Raw genomic sequence first — 21,257 nt, forward strand, 5'->3', positions numbered from 1 at the left:
CTTTTAGCTGGCTCTGGGATAAATTAAATGAAACGATGTTTCACTATATAACAGGACATGAGCATGTTTATTTTCCATAAAGAGACGCAGCTTGAAGATCTGGGTAATGGCGTGACACGCCGTATTCTGGCGCACGATGGCAAAATGATGGCGGTAGAGGTCAATTTTGAGCAAGGCGCCGTTGGCCCAATGCATAACCATCCCCATGAGCAGCTGACCTATGTTTTGTCCGGTGAGTTTGAATTTACCATCGGCGAAGAAAAGCATGTGGTGACCGCCGGGGATACGCTTTATAAGCAGCCGCATATTATGCACGGCTGCGTTTGCCTGAAACCGGGTACACTGCTGGATACCTTCACCCCGGTTCGTGAAGATTTCCTCAAATAAAAAAATAGGGCGATGCGCGGGCATCGCCTTTTTCTTCTTAAGTGCAATTCACTTTATTTCCGCGAAGAATCATTCAATAAGTTAATTATATCCTCGCTACCTTACTTCTCATGTTACAGTTTTGCTACAAATATTAGTAGTTTGTATCTGCTATCAATAATTCCCAGAATATGTGAGCTAAGTCCTCGTTTAGCTGGCCCTCTTCCCTCATTTTTTCGCGCATACCGATAAAAATGCCACCCATCTCACCTTATTGAAACGCTGTTTCGACCTTGATCACATTTCCACTATTTATCGAATGACGTGGATTTAAATCACAATAAAATAAATTAAAACGTCGTTTTACAAATTGAAAACGGTGGTTCATAAGATTTAAAAAATTGCTTAACCGGGCAGGATGCGCCCGGCATTACCGGCACTCATAAACAGGTAGAAGGAGATACCGCAGTGAAATTTCGCACCAGACGCATTCCGCTGTTCGCTTGCTGTTAAGCGGGCAGAGCCGGGCAGATTCCGTTTTAAACCATTAATTACCAGGTAGGTATGTATGAATGAAAACAAGATGCTGGGGCTGGCCTGGATATCACCCTACATAATTGGGTTGATACTCTTCACCGCTTTCCCCTTTGTTTCATCTTTCTTCCTCAGTTTTACTGAGTACGATTTGATGAGCCCGCCCGTATTTAACGGCGTAGAAAACTATCGCTACATGTTTACGGAAGATACCCTCTTCTGGAAATCCATGGGCGTGACCTTTGCCTACGTATTTTTGACTATCCCGTTGAAGCTGGCCTTTGCGCTGGGTATTGCGTTTGTTCTGAACTTTAAACTGCGCGGCATCGGCTTCTTCCGTACCGCTTATTATATTCCGTCTATTCTCGGCAGCTCCGTTGCCATTGCCGTTCTGTGGCGTGCGCTGTTCGCGATCGATGGCCTGCTTAACAGCTTCATTGGCGTCTTTGGTTTCGACGCGGTGAACTGGCTCGGCGAGCCGTCTCTGGCGCTGATGTCCGTGACCCTGCTGCGCGTCTGGCAGTTCGGCTCTGCAATGGTGATCTTCCTGGCTGCCCTGCAGAACGTGCCGCAGTCGCAGTACGAAGCGGCGATGATTGACGGTGCCTCCAAATGGCAGATGTTCATGAAAGTGACCGTGCCGCTGATCACGCCGGTTATCTTCTTCAACTTCATCATGCAGACCACCCAGGCGTTCCAGGAATTTACCGGTCCGTATGTTATTACCGGCGGTGGACCAACCTACTCCACCTACCTGTTCTCACTTTACATCTACGATACCGCATTTAAGTACTTTGACATGGGTTACGGCGCTGCGCTGGCCTGGATCCTGTTCCTGGTGGTCGCTGTCTTTGCCGCTATCGCCTTTAAGTCTTCGAAATACTGGGTCTTCTACTCCGCCGATAAGGGAGGCAAAAATGGCTGATATTCAACAACTCTCCACGGCGAGAAGCATCGCAGAGCGTGAAGTGGCGCGTACTCAGCGTCGTGAAAAAATTAGCGCCACCATTCGCTATGTGATCCTGCTGTTTGTTGGCCTGCTGATGCTCTATCCGCTGGTGTGGATGTTCTCGGCGTCGTTCAAACCGAACCACGAGATCTTCACCACCCTCAGCCTGTGGCCCGCACACGCCACCTGGGACGGCTTTGTAAACGGCTGGAAAACCGGTACTGAGTACAACTTCGGCCATTACATGCTGAATACCTTTAAGTATGTAATCCCGAAAGTGATCCTGACCATTATCTCCTCCACCATCGTGGCGTACGGCTTTGCCCGCTTCGAGATCCCGTGGAAGAAGTTCTGGTTCGCGACGCTGATTACCACCATGTTGCTGCCAAGCACCGTACTGCTGATCCCGCAGTACCTGATGTTCCGTGAAATGGGCATGCTGAACAGCTATATGCCGCTCTACCTGCCGCTGGCCTTCGCCACGCAAGGGTTCTTCGTCTTCATGCTGATCCAGTTCCTGCGCGGCGTACCGCGTGACATGGAAGAGGCGGCGCAGATTGACGGCTGTAACTCTATTCAGGTGCTGTGGTACGTGGTGGTGCCAATCCTGAAGCCAGCCATCATCTCCGTGGCGCTGTTCCAGTTCATGTGGTCAATGAACGACTTTATCGGGCCGCTGATTTATGTCTACAGCGTGGATAAATACCCGATTGCACTGGCTCTGAAAATGTCCATCGACGTCACCGAAGGGGCGCCGTGGAACGAAATTCTGGCAATGGCGAGCATCTCCATCCTGCCATCCATCATTGTCTTCTTCCTGGCACAGCGCTACTTCGTACAGGGCGTAACCAGCAGCGGAATTAAAGGTTAAGAGGGAAATATCATGGCTGAAGTTATTTTCAACAAACTGGAAAAGGTCTACTCCAACGGCTTCAAAGCGGTACATGCTATCGACCTGAAAATCGCTGAAGGTGAGTTCATGGTTATCGTCGGCCCTTCCGGCTGCGCGAAGTCCACTACCCTGCGTATGCTGGCCGGTCTGGAGACCATCAGCGGCGGTGAAGTGCGTATCGGGGACAAGATCGTTAACAACCTCGCGCCAAAAGAGCGCGGGATTGCGATGGTGTTCCAGAACTATGCGCTCTACCCACACATGACCGTGCGGGAAAACCTGGCCTTCGGCCTGAAGCTGAGCAAGCTGCCTAAAGCGCAGATTGAGACCCAGGTTAACGAAGCGGCAAAAATCCTTGAGCTGGAAGAGCTGCTCGACCGCCTGCCGCGCCAGCTTTCAGGTGGTCAGGCGCAGCGTGTGGCCGTCGGCCGCGCGATTGTGAAAAAGCCAGACGTGTTCCTGTTCGACGAACCGCTCTCCAACCTCGACGCCAAACTGCGTGCCTCGATGCGTATCCGTATTTCGGATCTGCACAAGCAGCTGAAGGCTTCCGGCAAACCGGCGACCACCGTCTACGTGACGCACGACCAGACCGAAGCGATGACCATGGGCGACCGCATCTGCGTGATGAAGCTCGGCCACATCATGCAGGTAGATACCCCGGACAACCTGTATCACAAACCGAAAAACATGTTCGTCGCGGGCTTTATCGGCTCACCGGAGATGAACATCCGCGCCAGCAAGCTGGTGCAACAGGATGGTCAACTCTCCCTGACCATCGGCAACCAGACCATGCCGTTAAGCCCGGAGCTGAAAGAGAAAGTGGCCGGCCACGCGGATAAGGAGATTTTCTACGGCATTCGCCCTGATTTTGTCTCTATCTCCGATGAGCCGTTCGCTGAAGGTTGCTGCACCGGTGAGATGGTCCGCGCCGAAAATATGGGCCATGAATTCTTTGTATACCTGAAAGTTGGCGAGTACGAACTGACAGCCCGAATTCCTTCCGATGAAGCTAAACCCATGATCAACAAGGGCCTTCACCGTAAGGTTTACTTTAAGTTTGATATGAATAAGTGTCATATTTTTGACGCAAAAACTGAACAGAACATCTCTCTTTAATGGAGTTATAAAAATGAAAAAAGTGCTTTTAAGCGCCGTTATCTCCGCTACCTTTGGAATGAGTGCCCTACCCACTTTTGCTGCGGACAGCACCGATCTGCGTATGTCCTGGTGGGGCGGCAATGGCCGTCACCAGGTCACACTGAAAGCCCTGGAAGAGTTCCACAAACAGAACCCGGACATTAACGTGAAGTCGGAATACACCGGCTGGGATGGTCACCTGTCGCGTCTGACCACGCAGATTGCGGGCGGCACCGAGCCGGACGTGATGCAGACCAACTGGAACTGGCTGCCGATCTTCTCTAAAACCGGCGACGGCTTTTACGATCTGAACAAAATGAAGGATGTGATCGATCTGTCCCAGTTCGATCCAAAAGAGCTGCAGTCGACCACGGTCAACGGCAAGCTGAACGGTATTCCGATCTCCGTGACCGCGCGCGTCTTCTACTTCAACGATGAAACCTGGAAAAAAGCGGGCGTCGAATACCCGAAAACCTGGGATGAGCTGATGGCGGCGGGTAAAGCCTTTGAGAGCAAGCTGGGAAAACAGTACTACCCGGTTATTCTCGAGCATCAGGATACCCTGGCGCTGCTGAACTCCTACATGATCCAGAAGTACAACATCCCGGCGGTGGACGAGAAGGCGAAAAAATTCTCCTACACCAAAGAGCAGTGGGTTGAGTTCTTCCAGACCTATAAAAAGCTGATCGACAGCCATGTGATGCCGGACACCAAGTACTATGCGTCGTTCGGTAAGAGCAACATGTATGAGATGAAGCCGTGGATCGAGGGTGAATGGGGCGGCACCTACATGTGGAACTCCACCATCAAAAAATATTCCGACAACCTGAAGCCACCAGCGAAGCTGGAGCTGGGCAGCTACCCAATGCTGCCGGGCGCAACCGATGCCGGTCTGTTCTTCAAACCAGCACAGATGCTCTCTATCGGTAAATCGACCAAGAACCCGGAAGCGGCCGCGAAAGTGATCAACTTCCTGCTGAACAGCAAAGAAGGCGTTGAGACGCTGGGCCTGGAGCGTGGCGTACCGCTGAGCAAAGTAGCGGTGAAATACCTGACCGAAAACGGCGCTATCAAAGAGGACGATCCGGCGGTTGCGGGTCTGCGTCTGGCGCAATCTCTGCCAGCGAAACTCTCTGTGTCGCCATACTTCGATGACCCGCAGATCGTGGCGCAGTTCGGTACTTCGCTGCAGTACATCGACTATGGCCAGAAAACCGTTGAAGAGACGGCTGCTGATTTCCAGCGTCAGGCTGAACGTATCCTGAAACGCGCAATGCGCTAATTCCCATACGTTATCAATACCCTGCCGCGACTGCGGTGGGGTATTTTTTTATCTGAAGGAACATATTATGAAAGGAAAAATCATTCCCCTGAGTTTTCGGCCTCGTCAGGACAGTGAAACCGGACATGAGGTGATACGGCTGACGCCGCCGCACATCATCTGTCACCGTAACTACTTCTATCAGAAATGCTTTACCCGCGATGGCAGCAAGCTCATCTTTGGTGGTGCCTTTGAGGGCCACTGGAACTACTACCTGCTGGACATTGCGCAGCAACAGGCAACCCAACTTACCGACGGCGCCGGAGATAACACCTTTGGCGGCTTCCTCTCCACGGACGATCGCTCGCTGTGGTATGTGAAAAACAGCCGCGAACTGCGGCGCGTCGACCTCGAGAGTCTGGAAGAGTATGTGGTCTATGAGGCCGATGACGAATGGGTCGCCTACGGTACCTGGGTGGCGAACTCGGACTGCACGAAGCTGGTGGGTATCGAGATTAAAAAAAGCGACTGGCAGCCGCTCACCGACTGGAGCAAATTCCGCGCATTTTACTTTACCAATCCGGAATGTCGCCTGATCAATATCGACCTGCAAACCGGCGAGCGCCGCGTGATTTTGCAGGAAAAGCGCTGGCTCGGACACCCGATCTACCGTCCTTTTGACGACAATACCGTGGCGTTTTGTCACGAAGGGCCACGCGATGCGATCGACGCCCGCATGTGGCTGATTAACGAAGATGGCAGCAATCTGCGCAAGGTGCGCCAGCATGCTGAGGGGGAGAGCTTTACCCACGAATTCTGGGTGCCGGACGGCTCCGCACTCTATTACGTGGCGCACAAGGAGAACGATCCTCAGCGCTATCTGTTCAGCGCCGATCCCGCCACCCTGGAAAACCGCCAGCTGATGGCGATCCCGCCCTGCTCCCATCTGATGAGTAACCACGACGGGTCGCTGATCGTCGGCGATGGTGCGCCACACAACACCGGTGATATCAGCCTGAACGATCCCTTTATCTGGGTGTTCGATATTGCCAAAGGCACGCAAACCGCCATCTGCCAGCACAACACCAGCTGGAAAGTGCTGGACGGCGACCGCCAGGTGACCCATCCGCATCCGTCGTTTTCACCGGATAATCAGTGGGTGCTGTACACCTCCGACGAAGAAGGGATGCCGGCGCTCTATCTCGCCCGGGTGTAAAAAAGCCGGGTGGCGGCTACGCCTTACCCGGCCTACAAAACCCCATGCCCGGCAAGTGCTGCCGGGCAATCTGCTATACCCCAATATTGCGTAACTTCTCCCCTGTCATCAGCTTGCGCTCGATATGCTCCAGGGTGACACCTTTCGTTTCCGGGATCAGCCAGAAGGTGATGCCAATAAAGACCACGTTCAGCACCGTATAAAGCCAGAAGGTTCCCGCCGCGCCGATCGCATCCAGCAGGGTCAGGAAGGTGGCGCCAATGATCATGTTCGACACCCAGTTCGTGGTGGTGGAACAGGTGATCCCAAAGTCGCGGCATTTTAGTGGCTGAATTTCAGAGCAGAGGATCCACACCACCGGCGCGGCACTCATCGCGTAACCGGCAATGCACATCATCGTCATACCCACGGACAACCAGGATAAGCTGCTGGACGCCGTACCGTTATCAAACTGCATCAGGCAGTAGCCCAGGATCAGCGTCCCCAGCGCCATCACACTGAAACCAATTTTAAGGGCAGGCTTACGGCCCGCTTTATCGACGGTAAATACCGCAATAAAGGTGGCAAACATAAAGGTCAGCCCCACCACCAGTGTGGCGATCATCTGCTGCTCGGTGGTGGTGAATCCGGCCATTTTAAAAATACGTGGCGCGTAATACATGATGATGTTCATGCCGGTAAACTGCTGCATCGCCTGCAACAGCATGCCGAGGAATACCGCGCGACGCACGTTGCGGTTGACTTTGAACAACGACCAGCCGCCCTGCTTAAGCTTGAGGCTTTCGCGGATCTCGTTCAGCTCTTCACGCGCTTTCTCGGAGGTGTCGCGCAGCATCCGCAGCACTTCTTCCGCTTCGACGTGGCGCCCTTTTTGCGCCAGCCAACGTGGACTGTTGGGCAAAAAAATCACCAGCACAATCAGCACTATTGCCGGTAATGCCAGTACACCCAGCATGGCGCGCCAGTTGCCGCTGTAGCTGAAATATGTATCAGAAAGAAAGGCCAGCACAATTCCAAGGGTCACCATCAGCTGGTACATGCTGATCATTTTGCCGCGCACGTCCTCGCTCGCCATCTCTGACAGATAAAGGGGAGCGGTATAGGAGGCAATCCCCACCGCCACGCCCAGCAGGACGCGCGAGAGCAACAGCACCTCCACGTTGGTGGCGAAAGCGGATCCTATCGAGCCGGCGACAAAGAGAATGGCGCCGACCATCAGGCTGTATTTCCGCCCCAGCCGGAACGAGAGCCAGCCATTGAACAAGGCTCCCACCGCTGCGCCCAGCATCATACTGCTCACCACCCACTCCTGCAGGCGATTGCTGAGCGTAAAGTGATCGGTGATAAAGGGTAACGCACCGGCAATAACGCCGATATCCAGCCCAAACAGTAAACCGGCCACCGCCGCGGAAACAGAAACAAACATATTCATCCTTCGGGTATCGCGAAGGGCGCGGGGCATAAAGGTAGAGTCATTTATAGATGTCATATTTTCCTGCCTGAACAGCGTAAGACGTTAATCGAAATTACGAGAAACCCTGAAAAAGTGTCAGGTCGTAAAACGTGAAAATATGGATATATCAGCTGGCAGGGTTCGATCTGTGATGGACATTACACTTTAAAAGAAGGGTAAAAATTACTCAATTATTGTTAATCAACTGATTTCTGGATGGTAAATGTGTGATCCATGCAATTTTCGTAAAATGCTTATGGATTTTTCTCTTTTTTGAATATGGACAATGGCTTATCCAGGTCAAAAAAAACCTCTGCCCTGGGGCAGAGGTTTTTTGACCTGAGCAGGAATTAACGCGCCAGCCAGCCGCCGTCAACCGCTACGGTGTAGCCGTTGATATAGTCAGATGCGCTGGAGGCCAGGAACACCACCGGCCCCATCAGATCGCTTGGCAGACCCCAACGACCCGCAGGGATACGCTCGAGGATAGCTGCGCTACGCTCTTCGTCAGCACGCAGCTGCTGGGTGTTGTTGGTGGCCATGTAACCCGGCGCAATGGCGTTCACGTTGATGTTGTGCTGCGCCCATTCGTTCGCCAGCAGACGGGTTACGCCCATGACGCCGCTCTTGGAAGCGGTATAAGAAGGCACACGGATGCCACCCTGGAAGGAGAGCATGGAGGCGATGTTGATGATTTTGCCGCCGTTGCCCTGGGCAATGAAGTGCTTCGCCGCCGCCTGAGACATGAAGAACACGCTCTTGATGTTCAGGTTCATGACGTCGTCCCAGTCCTGCTCGCTGAAGTTGATCGCATCTTCACGACGGATCAGACCGGCGTTGTTCACCAGAATGTCGATTTTACCGAATTCCGCAACCGCACGATCCAGCAGCTCAGGAATAGCGTCGATCTTACGCAGGTCAGCGGTCAGGCTCAGGAAACGACGGCCCAGCGCAGTTACACGCTCGATGGTCTCCTGCGGTTCAACGATGTTGATACCCACGATGTCGCAGCCCGCTTCCGCCAGACCCAACGCCATGCCCTGACCGAGGCCAGTGTCACAACCGGTCACGACTGCAACTTTACCTTGCAAAGAAAATGCATCCAGAATCATTTTTTTATCCTTAGTCTTTCAGCGCCTGAACGAACAGGCAAGTTTGTGCTTAACTGTCCGCGACTAGCGCAGATCCTTAACGGCTACGTGGTCCATATCATCGAAGACCTGGTTCTCACCCACCATGCCCCAGATGAAGGTATAGGCACGCGTGCCTACGCCGGAGTGAATAGACCAGCTTGGAGAGATAACCGCCTGCTCGTTATGCATCACGATATGGCGCGTCTCCTGCGGCTGACCCATCATGTGGAATACGCAGGCGTCCTCTTCCATATTGAAGTAGAAGTAGACTTCCATGCGGCGCTCGTGGGTATGGCACGGCATGGTGTTCCACAGGTTGCCCGGCTCAAGCTCGGTCAGACCCATGCTGAGCTGGCAGGTTTCCAGCACATCAGGAACGAAGTATTTGTTGATGGTGCGGCGGTTGCTGGTGAGGTTGTCACCCAAAGTGACCGGAGCAACGTCAGCCGGGGTCACTTTTTTGGTTGGGTAGGTGGTGTGTGCCGGGGCGCAGTTATAGTAGAACTTCGCCGGTTTGTTGCTATCGACGCTGGCAAAGACCACTTCCTGCGCGCCTTTCCCGACGTACAGCGCATCGCGATGGCCGATCTCATAGCACTGGCCGTCAACGGTGATGGTGCCCGGGCCGCCAATGTTAATCACGCCCAACTCGCGACGCTCCAGGAAGAAGCTGACGCCGAGCTGCTTGCCCACTTCCCCACCCACAGAAACCGTTTTGGCAACCGGCATAATGCCGCCAACGATGATGCGGTCAATGTGGCTGTACACCATGGTGTATTCATCTGCGACAAACACTTTCTCGACTAAAAACTCATCACGCAGACACTGGGTATCCAGCGTTTTTGCATGCGCGCTGTGGATGCTTTGTCTGACTTCCACATTAACCTCCAGAATTTATCGGCCCCGACGGCCTGGATAATTAACAAAACGGTGTTCCGTTTTCATGATGAGCACATATTATCTGCTGTGAAATAGGTTTTCAATTACATTCAAAACGATGTTTCACTTTTTCTGCAAGTTAATCTCAAAACTGTAGTTTCGATCACGATTGTCAGGGAGTTGACAAGGCTTTCCTTCACCATTTTTTTAAATACCCCTTCTTATTTTTTATAATAAACAAAAGGTTATGAAAAAATAAAAAATGGGTGCAGCCATCAGAAAAAACTGAACGAATTTAAAGATATTGATGAATCCGCAGGGTTTTCCTTCAGAAGTGCGCCACCAGTCACACATAGTGAAACATTGTTTTGATATTTTAACACCCAGTTTTTAAATTCATATTTTACCGATCGGACCGCAGGCGCGATCCTGCCGTCGAATTCAAGGAGCGCATCATGGCAAAAGGTATGCGGGTCAAACTGAACTATGAGGTCAGCCGCGATCCGGATACAGGCGTGGAAGTGACCCGCCTGACCCCCCCTGAAGTTACTTGTCACCGTAACTACTTCTATCAAAAGTGCTTTTTCAACGATGGCAGCCAACTGCTGTTTGCGGGTGAATTCGATGGCCACTGGAACTACTATCTGCTGGATCTGAAAAAGGCCGAAGCGGTGCAGTTAACCGAAGGCGCTGGCGATAACACCTTTGGCGGTTTCCTCTCACCGGATGATAAATCCCTCTATTACGTTAAGAATGATCGCACCCTGCGGGAAGTCAATCTGACCACTCTCGAAGAGCGTGAAGTCTATCGCGTCAGCGACGACTGGGTCGGCTATGGCACCTGGGTAGCCAACAGCGACTGCACCAAACTGGTGGGCATTGAAATCGCGAAAAGCGACTGGACGCCGCTCAACGACTGGAAAATCTTCCACGACTTCTTCCATAAAGGCCCACACTGCCGCCTGCTGCGGGTCGATCTGCAGACCGGTGAAAGCAGCGTCATCCACGAAGAGAAGAACTGGCTGGGTCACCCGATTTACCGTCCGTTTGACGACAACACCGTCGCGTTCTGTCATGAAGGCCCGCACGATCTGGTGGATGCCCGTATGTGGATAGTCAACGAAGACGGCAGCAACGTTCGCAAGGTGAAAGAGCACGCCGAAGGCGAAAGCTGCACCCATGAGTTCTGGGTACCGAACGGCTCAGCGCTGGTCTATGTCTCTTACCTGAAGGGTGAGCAAGGGCGTACCGTATATAGCTTCAACCCGGATACCGGTGAGAACCGCGCGGTAATGAAGATGCCAGCCTGTTCACACCTGATGAGTAACTTTGACGGTACGCTGCTGGTAGGGGATGGTTCCGGTACGCCGGTCGATGTGAAAGATACCAGCGGTTACACCATCGACAACGACCCGTATCTCTACGCATTCGACGTGGCGAAAAAGGCTTATTTCCGCATCGCGCGTCACGATACTTCCTGGGCAACCGTGGCAAATAGCCGCCAGGTCACCCACCCGCATCCCTCCTTTACTCCGGATGATAAAGCGGTGCTGTTTAGTTCCGATAAAGATGGCAAACCTGCTCTCTATATTGCGAAGCTTCCTGAGCAACCAGAACTGTTGCGAGAATAATGTTTGTGTTTGTGTTCCTGTAACTGGCCTTGCCCTCCTTTATGGAGGGCTTTTTTTATTGGCTGATTCGGTAGAGACGGCAAAAAATAATAAAGTACAGGCGTAAAAAAACCGGCTCCTGAGAGCCGGTTTATCCCGGAGGTACTGCTTGTTATCAGAATGAATAAGCTACGCCGACACGAAGACGGGTCTGACGCTCATCGGTATCTTTCACACCGACGTTACCCACTTCGCCATACGGAGCCCAGTTCTTATCAATTTTGTACGCCAGCTTGACGTTATATTCCTGGGAGTAATCTTTATTGTTGTTACGAATATTCCCTTCTGTACTTTTCGCGTATACGTAGTTCAGCTCGGTACGCCAGTCGCCCATTACCCAACCAACCCAGGCATCGCCACGGTTAACTTTATCGTCGTCTTTATTCGCGTTTGACGGATAACGGGTGTAGTCATAGCGATAACGGGCTGCCACATAGAAGCCATTATCGAAGCTATATTGCGCGTGCAGATAAGGTTTATAAATAGTGAAGCTGTCTTTACTTTCGAGCGTAAAGCCTGGTGTTAACGCAATGTTCTGGTTCGCTTTCCAGCGCCAGCTAATCTGATCTTCGTGGCCGTTACCCACCACGTCCGCAAATGGCTGGTCAGCTTTATCGCCGCCAGATTTCCATTTTGCTTCTACAGAGAAACCAAAGCCATTTTCGAAACGGTGCGAAACCGAAACACGGTCTGCGTTCGAGCCGCTATCGATATATTCGTGACGCAGATCCACGGTGACAGCCTGAGCTGCGAAAGAAGCGCCAATAAGTGAAGCAAGGACCAGAGATTTCTTAAACATGGAAAAACCCTCGTTTAAAATGATGTTTCGTTTTTATGGAATTGCATTTTATTTTTTAATAAACGTAATTTTAGTGATCGCGATCGTAATTATTTGTTTCATTTTTTTTGGCAAACCCAGCCGTGAGCAATATCAACAAAACAGGCCTTTTAAGCGGAATTTAACGGATCACGATCACACTAAATCGTTATTACAGATTCAGCGAATACGTTAAATATTTTGCGGGTGCTTAAGATTTTACTTACAGGAGGGTAAAATATGACGGTGCTCACAAACAAATAAGCCTCCGGGGTCGGAGGCTTATTTGGGTTGATATATATCAACGCGAATTATCTTTCTATAGCTAATGCCACGCCCTGCCCGCCGCCGATGCAGAGCGTAGCCAGCCCTTTACGCGCATCGCGTTTCACCATCTCATGCACCAGTGAGACCAGAATACGGCAACCCGATGCGCCAATGGGGTGGCCCAGGGCGATCGCTCCGCCGTTGACATTCACCCGGCGTTCGTCCCACTCCAGCATTTTGCCCACCGACAGCGCCTGGGCAGCAAAGGCTTCATTCACTTCGATCAGATCAACATCCGCCAGTTGCCAGCCTGCCCGCTCAAGGCAGCGGCGCGTGGCATGGACCGGGGCGATGCCCATTAGGGCGGGATCGACACCCACGCTGGCAAAGGCTTTGATGCGCGCCAGCACCGGCAGATTCAGCGCTTCGGCTTTGCTCTCGCTCATCATCATCACCGCGGCGGCCCCGTCGTTAATTGAGGAGGCATTCCCGGCAGTGACCGAACCGGTGAGTTCAAAGGCAGGGTTCAGCTGCGCCAGCCCCTCTGCGCTGGCATCGGTGCGCGGCTGTTCATCAGTATCCACCAGCAGGCTCTCCCCACCCTGCTTCTGGGCGACAACCGGGACGATCTCGTCACGAAAACGGCCCGCGTCGATGGCCGCCCGGGCCTTATGCTGGGAGCTGAGGGCATAGGCATCCTGCAGCTCACGGGAGATGCCATATTCGCGCGCCAGGTTCTCCGCCGTGACGCCCATATGGTAATCGTTGAAGGCATCCCACAGCCCGTCATGCACCAGGCTGTCGATAAGCTGACTATTACCCAGCTGGGCGCCGGTACGGCTGTCGGTGAGCACGTGCGGGGCACGACTCATGTTCTCCTGGCCGCCGGCGATCACCACATCGGCTTCGCCGCACTGTATCGCCTGGGTCGCCAGATGCAGCGCCTTCAAACCGGAGCCACACACGTCGTTGATGGTAATGGCAGAGACGGTATTGGGTAATCCGCCCTTCAGCGCGGCCTGACGGGCAGGGTTTTGCCCGGCGCCTGCGGTCAGCACCTGACCGAGGATCACTTCGTCGATCTCGTGTGCCTCAATGCCGCTGCGCTCCACCAGCGCGCGAACCACCACGCTGCCTAACTCAACCGCCGAGTGGCGTGAGAGCGCTCCCTGGAAACAGCCGATTGCGGTACGCAATGCACCGACTATCACGACGTCTTTCATCTCTACCTCTGCGCAAAATGACACCGCTCATAGTAGAGGATTGTTATCAACTAATGATGTAATTGTTTAAAAAAAGTGAGTTTTATCACAAAGGATTCTGGAGGGCCGAGAGAAATGAATGTTCTGCCGATACCGGGAAACTTACCCTGCGCGGGCGCAGGGCAAAGCGGGTCAAGATCTCCAGTACTGGGTTAAGGCGGGCGAGTTTCCATTTACCGGATCCTGCTCAGGAAACGGCAACGCCACGATCCGCGCCAGCATTGCTGGCGTTGCCGCCTGCTTGCAGAGATCCACATCCGTACCCGGCGGATAGGCTCCCACCACCAGAAAATCGTCGGTTGCAGATATCCGGCAGTGCCCGGTTCCGGCAGGCAATAACAGTGCGTCTCCCGCTGCTACTTCGATCTCTTCGCCCCCTGGTCCGCCAACGATCAGGCGCGCCGCGCCCCGGGCAATACCTAAGACTTCATGCCCATTAGAGTGGTAGTGGTGATAATCAAAAACCCCATCGCGCCACTGAGGCGGCCAACCGTTGTCGGCAAATCGTTGTTCAAACTGGCTTGCGCGATCGCCATCCGTTATCACCCCTTTATAAAGCAGCACCGGCAAATGGGGATTATTCGGCACCCAGTCTCTGGCGGAGAGCATCAGCGTCCGGGGCGTGATTGTCTCTTTAGCAGTCATGGTCTCTTCTCAGTCAGTCATTGCACTCCGCTAAGTGTAGTTCGTTTTAATGTCGCCACTGACGGGGGGCAGAGATCACCGCGGATCCGCTTTTTGCTGTAAATAATGGCGCAGCCAGTTGCCTGCCGTCCCCGGTGGGGAGCGTTTATTCCAGACCAGATCGATCGCCACCGAGCGCGGCCAGCCCGGCACATTGAGCTGCACTAGCGCTTTCGCCGGGGCAAACTCCTCCACCAGCGCACAGGGCAGCGCGCACCAGCCGAAGCCCTGAACCGCCATGCTGAGCAACATCAGGTAGTTGGGCGCCGACCAGACTGGCCCCTGCGCCAGCACCGGTTCGCGCTCCAGATAGGTATTCAGGCGCAGCTCCCGCCAGCTGTGCAGTTCATCGTGCTCCGTTCGCACCTGCGCGGCCAGCGGATGGCTGGCTGACGTATAAATTGCCATATGGCTCTGCATCGGCAGGCGAACGGCGGCAATGTCCGTGGGATAGCTCTCCCGCGCCTCGGTGAGGCCAATCTGCGCCCGCTCCTTTTGCAGCAGATCGATGACATCTTCCTCTTCGTCAATCAGACACTCAAATTCGGTGTGGGGAAAACGCTCATCAAAACGAAACAGCATCTCCTCCAGCACGTCCGGATGCAGGGTATCGGAGAGGACAAAGGTGAGCCGCGCTTCGGTCTCTTCGCTGAGGGATACCGCCAGTTCATCCAGCCGCGCGCTGGCCGCCAGAATCGACTGTACATAGCCCAGCACCTGCTTGCCCTGGGCGGTGAGTACCGGCTGGCGGGCGCTGCGGTCGAACAGGGCAAAACCCAGGTCATCTTCCAGATGGGCGATGGCGGTGCTAATGGTGGACTGGCTTTTACGCAGACGGCGGGCGGCAGCGGAGAACGAGCCCGCGGCAACCGTCTCGACAAACGCGGTTAACGCTTCGGGTGAGTAGCGCATGAAGTATCTACTTTATCGATGGAATCTCACTTTTATATATCACTTTTAACGATAAAAATAGCCGCATGATTGGCCGTCCTGGCTTGTTTTTGAGGTAATAAGTTATGCAGCACAACGATGTTCAGCGCAGAAAACTGCCGGAACGCATTTTCCACGCCGTCTGCTTTGAGGGTATAGCCACGGCGATCCTGGCCCCGACCACCGCGTGGCTGATGCAGCGCCCGATACTGGAGATGGGTGGGTTAACTGTTCTCCTCGCCACCACGGCGATGATCTGGAACATCATCTTCAATTACCTGTTCGACAGGCTGTGGCCGCGACATAAGGTGCCCCGCACCGCGAAAGTGCGCGCCCTGCACGCGCTGGGCTTTGAAGTGGGGTTCATCTTTATCGGCGTCGGGATTGTGTCGCTGGTGCTGGGCGTGAGCCTGCTTCAGGCCTTCACCTTAGAGATTGGCTTCTTTATTTTCTTCCTGCCGTACACCATGGTTTATAACTGGGCGTACGATACCCTGCGCGATCGCATGATTAAGCGACGCCAGCAGCGGCAGGCTGCCACCTCTTAACTCCCCGGCCGGAAATGCTTTCCGGCCCGCTTAAAACCGTTCCAACCGCCAGGCCAACTTTTGATTATGGTAAAATAGTCTCCTTTTTGTTGGTTTTATAGTTGATACGTTTCTCTCATGTCGAAAATCTGGTCTAAAGAAGAGACCCTATGGAGCTTTGCCCTGTACGGCACGGCCGTGGGCGCAGGAACCCTGTTTCTGCCCATCCAGTTGGGATCTGCGGGCGCTGTCGTCCTGTTCATCACCGCCCTTGTGGCATATCCATTCACCTACTGGCCCCACAAAGCGTTATGCCAGTTCATCCTCTCTGCAAAAACCAAAGGTAGCGAAGGGATCACCGGCGCGGTGACCTACTACTACGGGAAAAAGATCGGCAATCTGATCACCACGCTCTACTTTGTCGCCTTTTTCGTGGTGGTGCAGATCTATGCCGTGGCAATCACTAACTCGCTCACCGAACAGCTGGCGAAGCATATGACGGTGGACACCACCGTGCGGGTGCTGGTCAGCCTTGGCGTAGTGCTGGCGTTGAATCTGATCTTCCTGATGGGGCGGCATGCCACCATCCGGGTGATGGGTTTTCTGGTCTTCCCGCTGATCGCTTACTTCCTGCTGGTGTCGCTCTATCTCACCCACAGCTGGCAGCCCGCGCTGCTCACCAGCCAGATGAGCGTTGATAAGCACACTCTGCACCAGGTGTGGATCTCCATTCCGGTGATGGTGTTCGCCTTCAGCCATACCCCGATTATTTCAACCTTTGCCGTCGATCGGCAGGAAAAATATGGCGAGGCCGCCATGGGCAAATGTACCCGCATCATGAAGGTGGCCTACCTGGTTATCTGCCTGAGCGTGCTCTTCTTCGTCTTCAGTTGCCTGATGTCGATCCCACCCTCTTACATCGTCGCCGCGAAAGAGGAAGGGGTCACCATCCTCTCGGCGCTCTCGATGATGCCCTCCTCCCCTTCCTGGCTTGGGATCTCCGGGATTGTTGTCGCCATCATCGCGATGTCGAAGTCGTTTCTCGGCACCTATTTTGGCGTGATTGAGGGGGCTACAGCGATGGTGAAATCAGGGTTAAACCAGGTTGGCGTAAAGAAAAGCCGGGCCTTTAATCGGGCGGTATCGGTGATGGGGGTCTCCCTGATCACCTTTGCGGTGTGTTGCATTAACCCTAATGCCATTTCGATGATCTACGCCATCAGCGGGCCGCTTATCGCCATGATCCTGTTTATCATGCCGACCCTGTCGACCTTCCTGATCCCTGCCCTGAAGCCTTACCGCTCCATCGGCAATGTGCTGACGCTGATCGTCGGGGTGTTATGCGTGTCGGTGATGTTTATTGCCTGACTAAAAGAGAGCACGCTGTTTTACGACAGCGTGCTGTGCCGCGTCAGGCGCGGATATCGTCATACTCGCGGGTGTTATCAAATTCGTGTTTCGCAAACGGGCAGAGGGGAATAATTTTACGGTTTTCGGCACGCATCTTTTCCACCACCCTTGCCACCAGCTGTTTGCCCACGCCCTGCCCTTTCAGGCTGGGATCGACATCGGTATGCTCAATAATGCTGAGATGCTCGCCGGTGGGGACAAAGACGATCTCCGCGACCTGATTGCCTTCGGCATCGTTCACGTAAAACTTGTTATGGCCTTCCTGAATGTCCATGGTTTCTCGCTTATTTGTGGCGGTATTTGAGTGCGCCGCTGGGGCAGGTGTCGATCACACGCACAACCGTATCGACATCCACTTCGTCAGGGATGATCCACGGTTTACGTTTCAGGTTGAAGAGCTTAGCGCTTCCGCGCACGCAGTTTCCCGCGTGTTGGCAGATGCCGGTATTGAAGTAGACGTCAATTTTCTCACCGGTATAGGCCCGGTACCCCGCTTGCAGGAGATCATTATCCATGACATTGCCTCTGTAATTATTATGCGTTCGGGAATCAGGATGATGCAGGTGTTGAGATCCAAAAAGTTAACATTTATTTAATAGAAGGATCCAGCATATTCAGCAGAGGTACCGTATATGTTTTTTGAGCATAAGGGAATATAAGAAGAAAATCTGGAGCGGGCGAAGGGAATCGAACCCTCGTATAGAGCTTGGGAAGCTCTCGTTCTACCATTGAACTACGCCCGCGTTGAGGTGCGTAAAGCATTATAGACCTTACGCCTCTGCTGACAAGAGACCGGCTCGCTAAGTGGCGATTAAATAATCACTTAGCACTTCGGTTTACCACCTGGTGCCGGTAAATAGCGGATCGGATCGATAGCCGTTGCCCGATAGCGGATCTGGAAATGGAGCGCCACGGTATTGGATCCGGTACTGCCCATGGTGGCGATCTTCTGCCCGGACTTCACGTTTTGCCCGTTATTCACCAGCATCGTGTCGTTATGGGCATAGGCGGTGATGTAGTCCTCGCCGTGCTTAATCATGATCAGGTTGCCATAACCCCGCAGCTGATTGCCGACATAGACCACCTTGCCTGCATCGGAGGCATACACCGGCGCGCCGCGGGTGCCGGCGATATCAATGCCTTTGTTTCCCCCTTCCGCGGTGGAGTACGGAATCACCACTTTGCCGCTGGCCGGCCAGACCCAGCAGCGCTGCCCGACAGGCGGCCAGGAGGATTTAGGTACGGTGTAAGAAGGGGTGACCGCGGCGGTTTTACCGCTGCTTTTTGAAGAGGATTTTCTGGCCGTGCTGCTGCCGTTAATCTTCAGCTTTTGCCCCACTTCGATGGTGTAAGGCGGGGAAATATTGTTCAGGCGCGCCAGATCCTTCACGCTGGTGCCGGTTGCACGCGATATACGGTACAGCGTATCACCGCGTTTAACGGTATACACAGGACCAGAATCCGATGATTTACTGCCCGCACATCCCGCCAGCAACAGGGCCAGGGTCAGGCAAAACAGAGCAGAAACAGGGTTTTTCGTCGGGCTTCCTGCAAACAAAACAGTACCTCGGTCAACGTGAATGGCAGCGCTATCATAACAGTCTCAATCAGGATGCCAATAGCACCCTGAGCGACAACCCGTTTAGCAGCGATTACGATATAATCGCCCAGCCAGGCCGTGCTGAACTTACTGGAATGCTAACAGGTCAGTATCGCCCGGTAATTTCAGCACGGGAGTTACAATGGGAACGCACGAACACGTCATTTTAGTTAACGACCACGGAACGGTTATTGGCACACAGGAAAAGTACGCCGCACACACCTCGCGCACCCCTCTTCATCTGGCCTTTTCATGTTGGTTATTCAATGCCAGGGGGGAGACGCTGGTTACGCGTCGCGCCATGAGTAAGAAAGCCTGGCCCGGCGTCTGGACCAACTCCGTTTGCGGACATCCACAACAGGGGGAATCTCTGGAGCAGGCCATGATCCGCCGCTGCCGCTATGAAGTGGGCGCAGAGATCGCCGGGATCTGCCCGGTCGCACCGGCATTCCGCTACTGCGAAACCGATCCTTCCGGGATTGTCGAAAATGAGATCTGCCCGGTCTTCGCGGCGCTCGCCGTTAACGCCGTGATCATCAACCGCGACGAAGTGATGGATTATCAGTGGGTAACGCTGGAGGCAATGCTCGGCGCGCTGGAGGCCACTCCCTGGGCGTTCAGCCCGTGGATGGTGATGGAAGCCCAGGCAGCGAGAGACGCCCTGCTTCGCTTCGCGGCAAACGCCAGGCAATAAAAAAGCCCCGACGCGTTATACGCCGGGGCTTTTTATCAACAATGACTTATTTTACCGGACGCATCGCCGGGAAGAGGATCACGTCGCGGATGGTGTGGCTGTTAGTGAACAGCATCACCATACGGTCGATGCCGATACCCAGACCCGCCGTTGGTGGCAGACCGTGTTCCAGGGCGGTCACGTAGTCTTCGTCGAAGAACATCGCTTCGTCGTCACCCGCCGCTTTCGCATCAACCTGATCCTGGAAACGCTGCGCCTGATCTTCTGCATCGTTCAGCTCGCTAAAGCCGTTGCCGATTTCACGGCCACCGATGAAGAACTCGAAGCGGTCAGTGATTTCCGGATTCACATCGTTACGACGCGCCAGTGGAGAGACTTCAGCCGGGTATTCGGTGATGAAGGTCGGCTGAATCAGGTGCGCTTCGGCCACTTCTTCGAAGATCTCGGTCACGATACGGCCCAGACCCCAGCTCTTCTCAACCTTGATACCGATACTCTCAGCGATAGCTTTCGCAGAGTCGAAGTTATCCAGATCCGCCATCTCGGTTTCCGGACGGTATTTCTTGATTGCTTCACGCATGGTCAGCTTAGCGAACGGCTTACCGAAGTCGAACACCTCTTCGCCGTACGGCACTTCGGTGGTGCCCAGAACGTCCTGCGCCAGGGTGCGGAACAGGGATTCGGTCAGCTCGATCAGATCTTTGTAATCCGCGTAGGCCATATAGAGTTCCATCATGGTGAACTCTGGGTTATGACGCACGGAGATGCCTTCGTTACGGAAGTTACGGTTGATCTCAAATACGCGATCGAAACCACCCACCACCAGACGCTTCAGGTACAGTTCCGGCGCGATACGCAGGTACATGTCCAGGTCCAGGGCGTTGTGATGGGTGATGAATGGACGCGCGGAGGCACCGCCCGGGATCACCTGCATCATTGGGGTTTCCACTTCCATAAAGTCGCGGTTAACCATGAACTGGCGGATACCGGCCATGATCTTAGAGCGAATTTTGAAGGTGTTGCGGGATTCATCGTTAGAGATGAGATCCAGGTAGCGCTGACGGTAACGCGCTTCCTGATCCTGCAGGCCGTGGAACTTGTCCGGCAGCGGGCGCAGGGCTTTGGTCAGCAGACGCAGCTCGGTACAGTGGATGGAGAGCTCGCCGGTCTTGGTTTTGAACAGCTTGCCTTTGGCACCCAGGATGTCGCCCAGGTCCCACTTTTTGAACTGCTCGTTGTAGATGCCTTCCGGCAGATCGTCGCGAGAAACATACAGCTGAATGCGGCCGCCAACGTCCTGCAGCGTAATAAAGGAGGCTTTACCCATGATACGACGGGTCATCATACGGCCAGCAACGGCCACTTCGATGTTCAGCGCTTCCAGCTCTTCGTTCTCTTTAGCGTCGAAGTCAGCATGCAGTTGGTCTGAGGTACGATCGCGACGAAAATCGTTCGGGAACGGCACGCCCTGCTCGCGCAGCGCAGCCAGCTTCTCGCGGCGGGTTTTCAGTTCATTATTAAGATCGGCTACCGCGTCAGCGCCCTGTGCTTGTTGTTCAGACATGTTGGTTCC

Annotated in this window: 21 protein-coding genes and 1 tRNA gene; 10 read left to right on the plus strand and 12 right to left on the minus strand. The window is 53.8% G+C overall.

Going from position 1 to position 21,257, the window contains the following annotated elements; translation table 11 throughout:
- Positions 1 to 63: 63 nt before the first annotated feature.
- The 6 genes from C3406_RS06110 (at position 64) to C3406_RS06135 (ending at position 6,358) form a co-directional block, all read left to right on the plus strand.
- Positions 64 to 387 (plus strand): cupin domain-containing protein, encoded by a 324-nt coding sequence (locus C3406_RS06110; RefSeq protein ID WP_039029883.1) that lies wholly within the window; start codon positions 64 to 66, stop codon positions 385 to 387.
- 547 nt (positions 388 to 934) lie between these two features.
- On the plus strand, positions 935 to 1,825 hold the full coding sequence (locus tag C3406_RS06115) for a carbohydrate ABC transporter permease (RefSeq protein WP_103822749.1): 891 nt from the start codon (positions 935 to 937) through the stop codon (positions 1,823 to 1,825).
- On the plus strand, positions 1,818 to 2,720 hold the full coding sequence (locus C3406_RS06120; protein WP_103176849.1) for a carbohydrate ABC transporter permease: 903 nt from the start codon (positions 1,818 to 1,820) through the stop codon (positions 2,718 to 2,720). Before C3406_RS06115 ends, C3406_RS06120 begins: the two co-directional genes overlap by 8 nt.
- Positions 2,721 to 2,732: 12 nt before the next feature.
- On the plus strand, positions 2,733 to 3,860 hold the full coding sequence (locus C3406_RS06125) for an ABC transporter ATP-binding protein (RefSeq protein WP_103822750.1): 1,128 nt from the start codon (positions 2,733 to 2,735) through the stop codon (positions 3,858 to 3,860).
- Between the two features lie 13 nt (positions 3,861 to 3,873).
- The gene (locus tag C3406_RS06130) at positions 3,874 to 5,163 is read left to right on the plus strand and encodes an ABC transporter substrate-binding protein (RefSeq protein WP_103822751.1); all 1,290 of its coding nucleotides are present in this window, start codon (positions 3,874 to 3,876) and stop codon (positions 5,161 to 5,163) included.
- A 67-nt stretch (positions 5,164 to 5,230) separates the two neighbouring features.
- Positions 5,231 to 6,358, plus strand: coding sequence for an oligogalacturonate lyase family protein (locus C3406_RS06135; RefSeq protein WP_103822752.1), 1,128 nt, complete (start codon positions 5,231 to 5,233; stop codon positions 6,356 to 6,358).
- 73 nt (positions 6,359 to 6,431) lie between these two features.
- On the opposite strand, the gene araE is transcribed toward C3406_RS06135, so the two are convergent.
- The 3 genes from araE to kduI form a co-directional block, all read right to left on the minus strand.
- Positions 6,432 to 7,865: an arabinose-proton symporter AraE gene (gene araE / locus C3406_RS06140; protein ID WP_255410166.1), complete on the minus strand. Its 1,434-nt coding sequence runs from the start codon at positions 7,863 to 7,865 to the stop codon at positions 6,432 to 6,434.
- A 296-nt stretch (positions 7,866 to 8,161) separates the two neighbouring features.
- On the minus strand, positions 8,162 to 8,923 hold the full coding sequence (kduD, locus tag C3406_RS06145; protein WP_103176854.1) for a 2-dehydro-3-deoxy-D-gluconate 5-dehydrogenase KduD: 762 nt from the start codon (positions 8,921 to 8,923) through the stop codon (positions 8,162 to 8,164).
- Positions 8,924 to 8,986: 63 nt separating this feature from the next.
- The gene (gene kduI / locus C3406_RS06150) at positions 8,987 to 9,823 is read right to left on the minus strand and encodes a 5-dehydro-4-deoxy-D-glucuronate isomerase (protein WP_103822754.1); all 837 of its coding nucleotides are present in this window, start codon (positions 9,821 to 9,823) and stop codon (positions 8,987 to 8,989) included.
- A 455-nt stretch (positions 9,824 to 10,278) separates the two neighbouring features.
- Between kduI and C3406_RS06155 the strand changes: the two genes are divergently transcribed.
- Positions 10,279 to 11,454 (plus strand): oligogalacturonate lyase family protein, encoded by a 1,176-nt coding sequence (locus tag C3406_RS06155; RefSeq protein ID WP_103822755.1) that lies wholly within the window; start codon positions 10,279 to 10,281, stop codon positions 11,452 to 11,454.
- Positions 11,455 to 11,608: 154 nt separating this feature from the next.
- Here C3406_RS06155 and C3406_RS06160 read toward each other — a convergent pair whose 3' ends face one another.
- The 4 genes from C3406_RS06160 to C3406_RS06180 form a co-directional block, all read right to left on the minus strand.
- Entirely contained in the window at positions 11,609 to 12,292 is a 684-nt protein-coding gene (locus tag C3406_RS06160) for an oligogalacturonate-specific porin KdgM family protein (RefSeq protein WP_103822756.1), read from the minus strand.
- Between the two features lie 329 nt (positions 12,293 to 12,621).
- A complete protein-coding gene (locus C3406_RS06170; RefSeq protein WP_103822758.1) occupies positions 12,622 to 13,800 on the minus strand; it encodes an acetyl-CoA C-acetyltransferase in 1,179 nt (392 codons plus the stop codon).
- A gap of 171 nt (positions 13,801 to 13,971) precedes the next feature.
- Complete coding sequence (locus C3406_RS06175; protein WP_103822759.1) at positions 13,972 to 14,484, minus strand: cupin domain-containing protein; 513 nt, start codon at positions 14,482 to 14,484, stop codon at positions 13,972 to 13,974.
- Between the two features lie 75 nt (positions 14,485 to 14,559).
- Positions 14,560 to 15,435: a LysR family transcriptional regulator gene (locus C3406_RS06180; protein WP_103822760.1), complete on the minus strand. Its 876-nt coding sequence runs from the start codon at positions 15,433 to 15,435 to the stop codon at positions 14,560 to 14,562.
- 104 nt (positions 15,436 to 15,539) lie between these two features.
- On the opposite strand from C3406_RS06180, the gene C3406_RS06185 reads away from it, so the two are divergent.
- Together C3406_RS06185 and C3406_RS06190 are read left to right on the plus strand one after the other, a co-directional pair.
- Positions 15,540 to 16,001 (plus strand): multidrug/biocide efflux PACE transporter, encoded by a 462-nt coding sequence (locus C3406_RS06185; RefSeq protein ID WP_103176861.1) that lies wholly within the window; start codon positions 15,540 to 15,542, stop codon positions 15,999 to 16,001.
- 117 nt (positions 16,002 to 16,118) lie between these two features.
- Positions 16,119 to 17,348 (plus strand): amino acid permease, encoded by a 1,230-nt coding sequence (locus tag C3406_RS06190; RefSeq protein ID WP_103822761.1) that lies wholly within the window; start codon positions 16,119 to 16,121, stop codon positions 17,346 to 17,348.
- Between the two features lie 43 nt (positions 17,349 to 17,391).
- Here C3406_RS06190 and C3406_RS06195 read toward each other — a convergent pair whose 3' ends face one another.
- The 4 genes from C3406_RS06195 to actS all read right to left on the minus strand — a co-directional run bounded on the left by C3406_RS06195 (position 17,392) and on the right by actS (position 18,948).
- Entirely contained in the window at positions 17,392 to 17,664 is a 273-nt protein-coding gene (locus C3406_RS06195) for a GNAT family N-acetyltransferase (RefSeq protein WP_103176863.1), read from the minus strand.
- Positions 17,665 to 17,674: 10 nt separating this feature from the next.
- The gene (yjdI, locus tag C3406_RS06200; RefSeq protein ID WP_032613838.1) at positions 17,675 to 17,905 is read right to left on the minus strand and encodes a 4Fe-4S mono-cluster protein YjdI; all 231 of its coding nucleotides are present in this window, start codon (positions 17,903 to 17,905) and stop codon (positions 17,675 to 17,677) included.
- Between the two features lie 154 nt (positions 17,906 to 18,059).
- Positions 18,060 to 18,133 (minus strand) — tRNA-Gly (locus C3406_RS06205).
- Positions 18,134 to 18,213: 80 nt separating this feature from the next.
- On the minus strand, positions 18,214 to 18,948 hold the full coding sequence (gene actS, locus C3406_RS06210; protein WP_103822762.1) for an amidase activator ActS: 735 nt from the start codon (positions 18,946 to 18,948) through the stop codon (positions 18,214 to 18,216).
- 184 nt (positions 18,949 to 19,132) lie between these two features.
- Between actS and idi the strand changes: the two genes are divergently transcribed.
- Entirely contained in the window at positions 19,133 to 19,684 is a 552-nt protein-coding gene (gene idi, locus C3406_RS06215) for an isopentenyl-diphosphate Delta-isomerase (protein ID WP_103822763.1), read from the plus strand.
- A gap of 46 nt (positions 19,685 to 19,730) precedes the next feature.
- On the opposite strand, the gene lysS is transcribed toward idi, so the two are convergent.
- Entirely contained in the window at positions 19,731 to 21,248 is a 1,518-nt protein-coding gene (gene lysS, locus C3406_RS06220) for a lysine--tRNA ligase (protein ID WP_103822764.1), read from the minus strand.
- Positions 21,249 to 21,257 lie beyond the last annotated feature (9 nt).

It is taken from the genome of Leclercia sp. LSNIH8, assembly GCF_002920195.1.
Lineage (GTDB): Bacteria > Pseudomonadota > Gammaproteobacteria > Enterobacterales > Enterobacteriaceae > Enterobacter.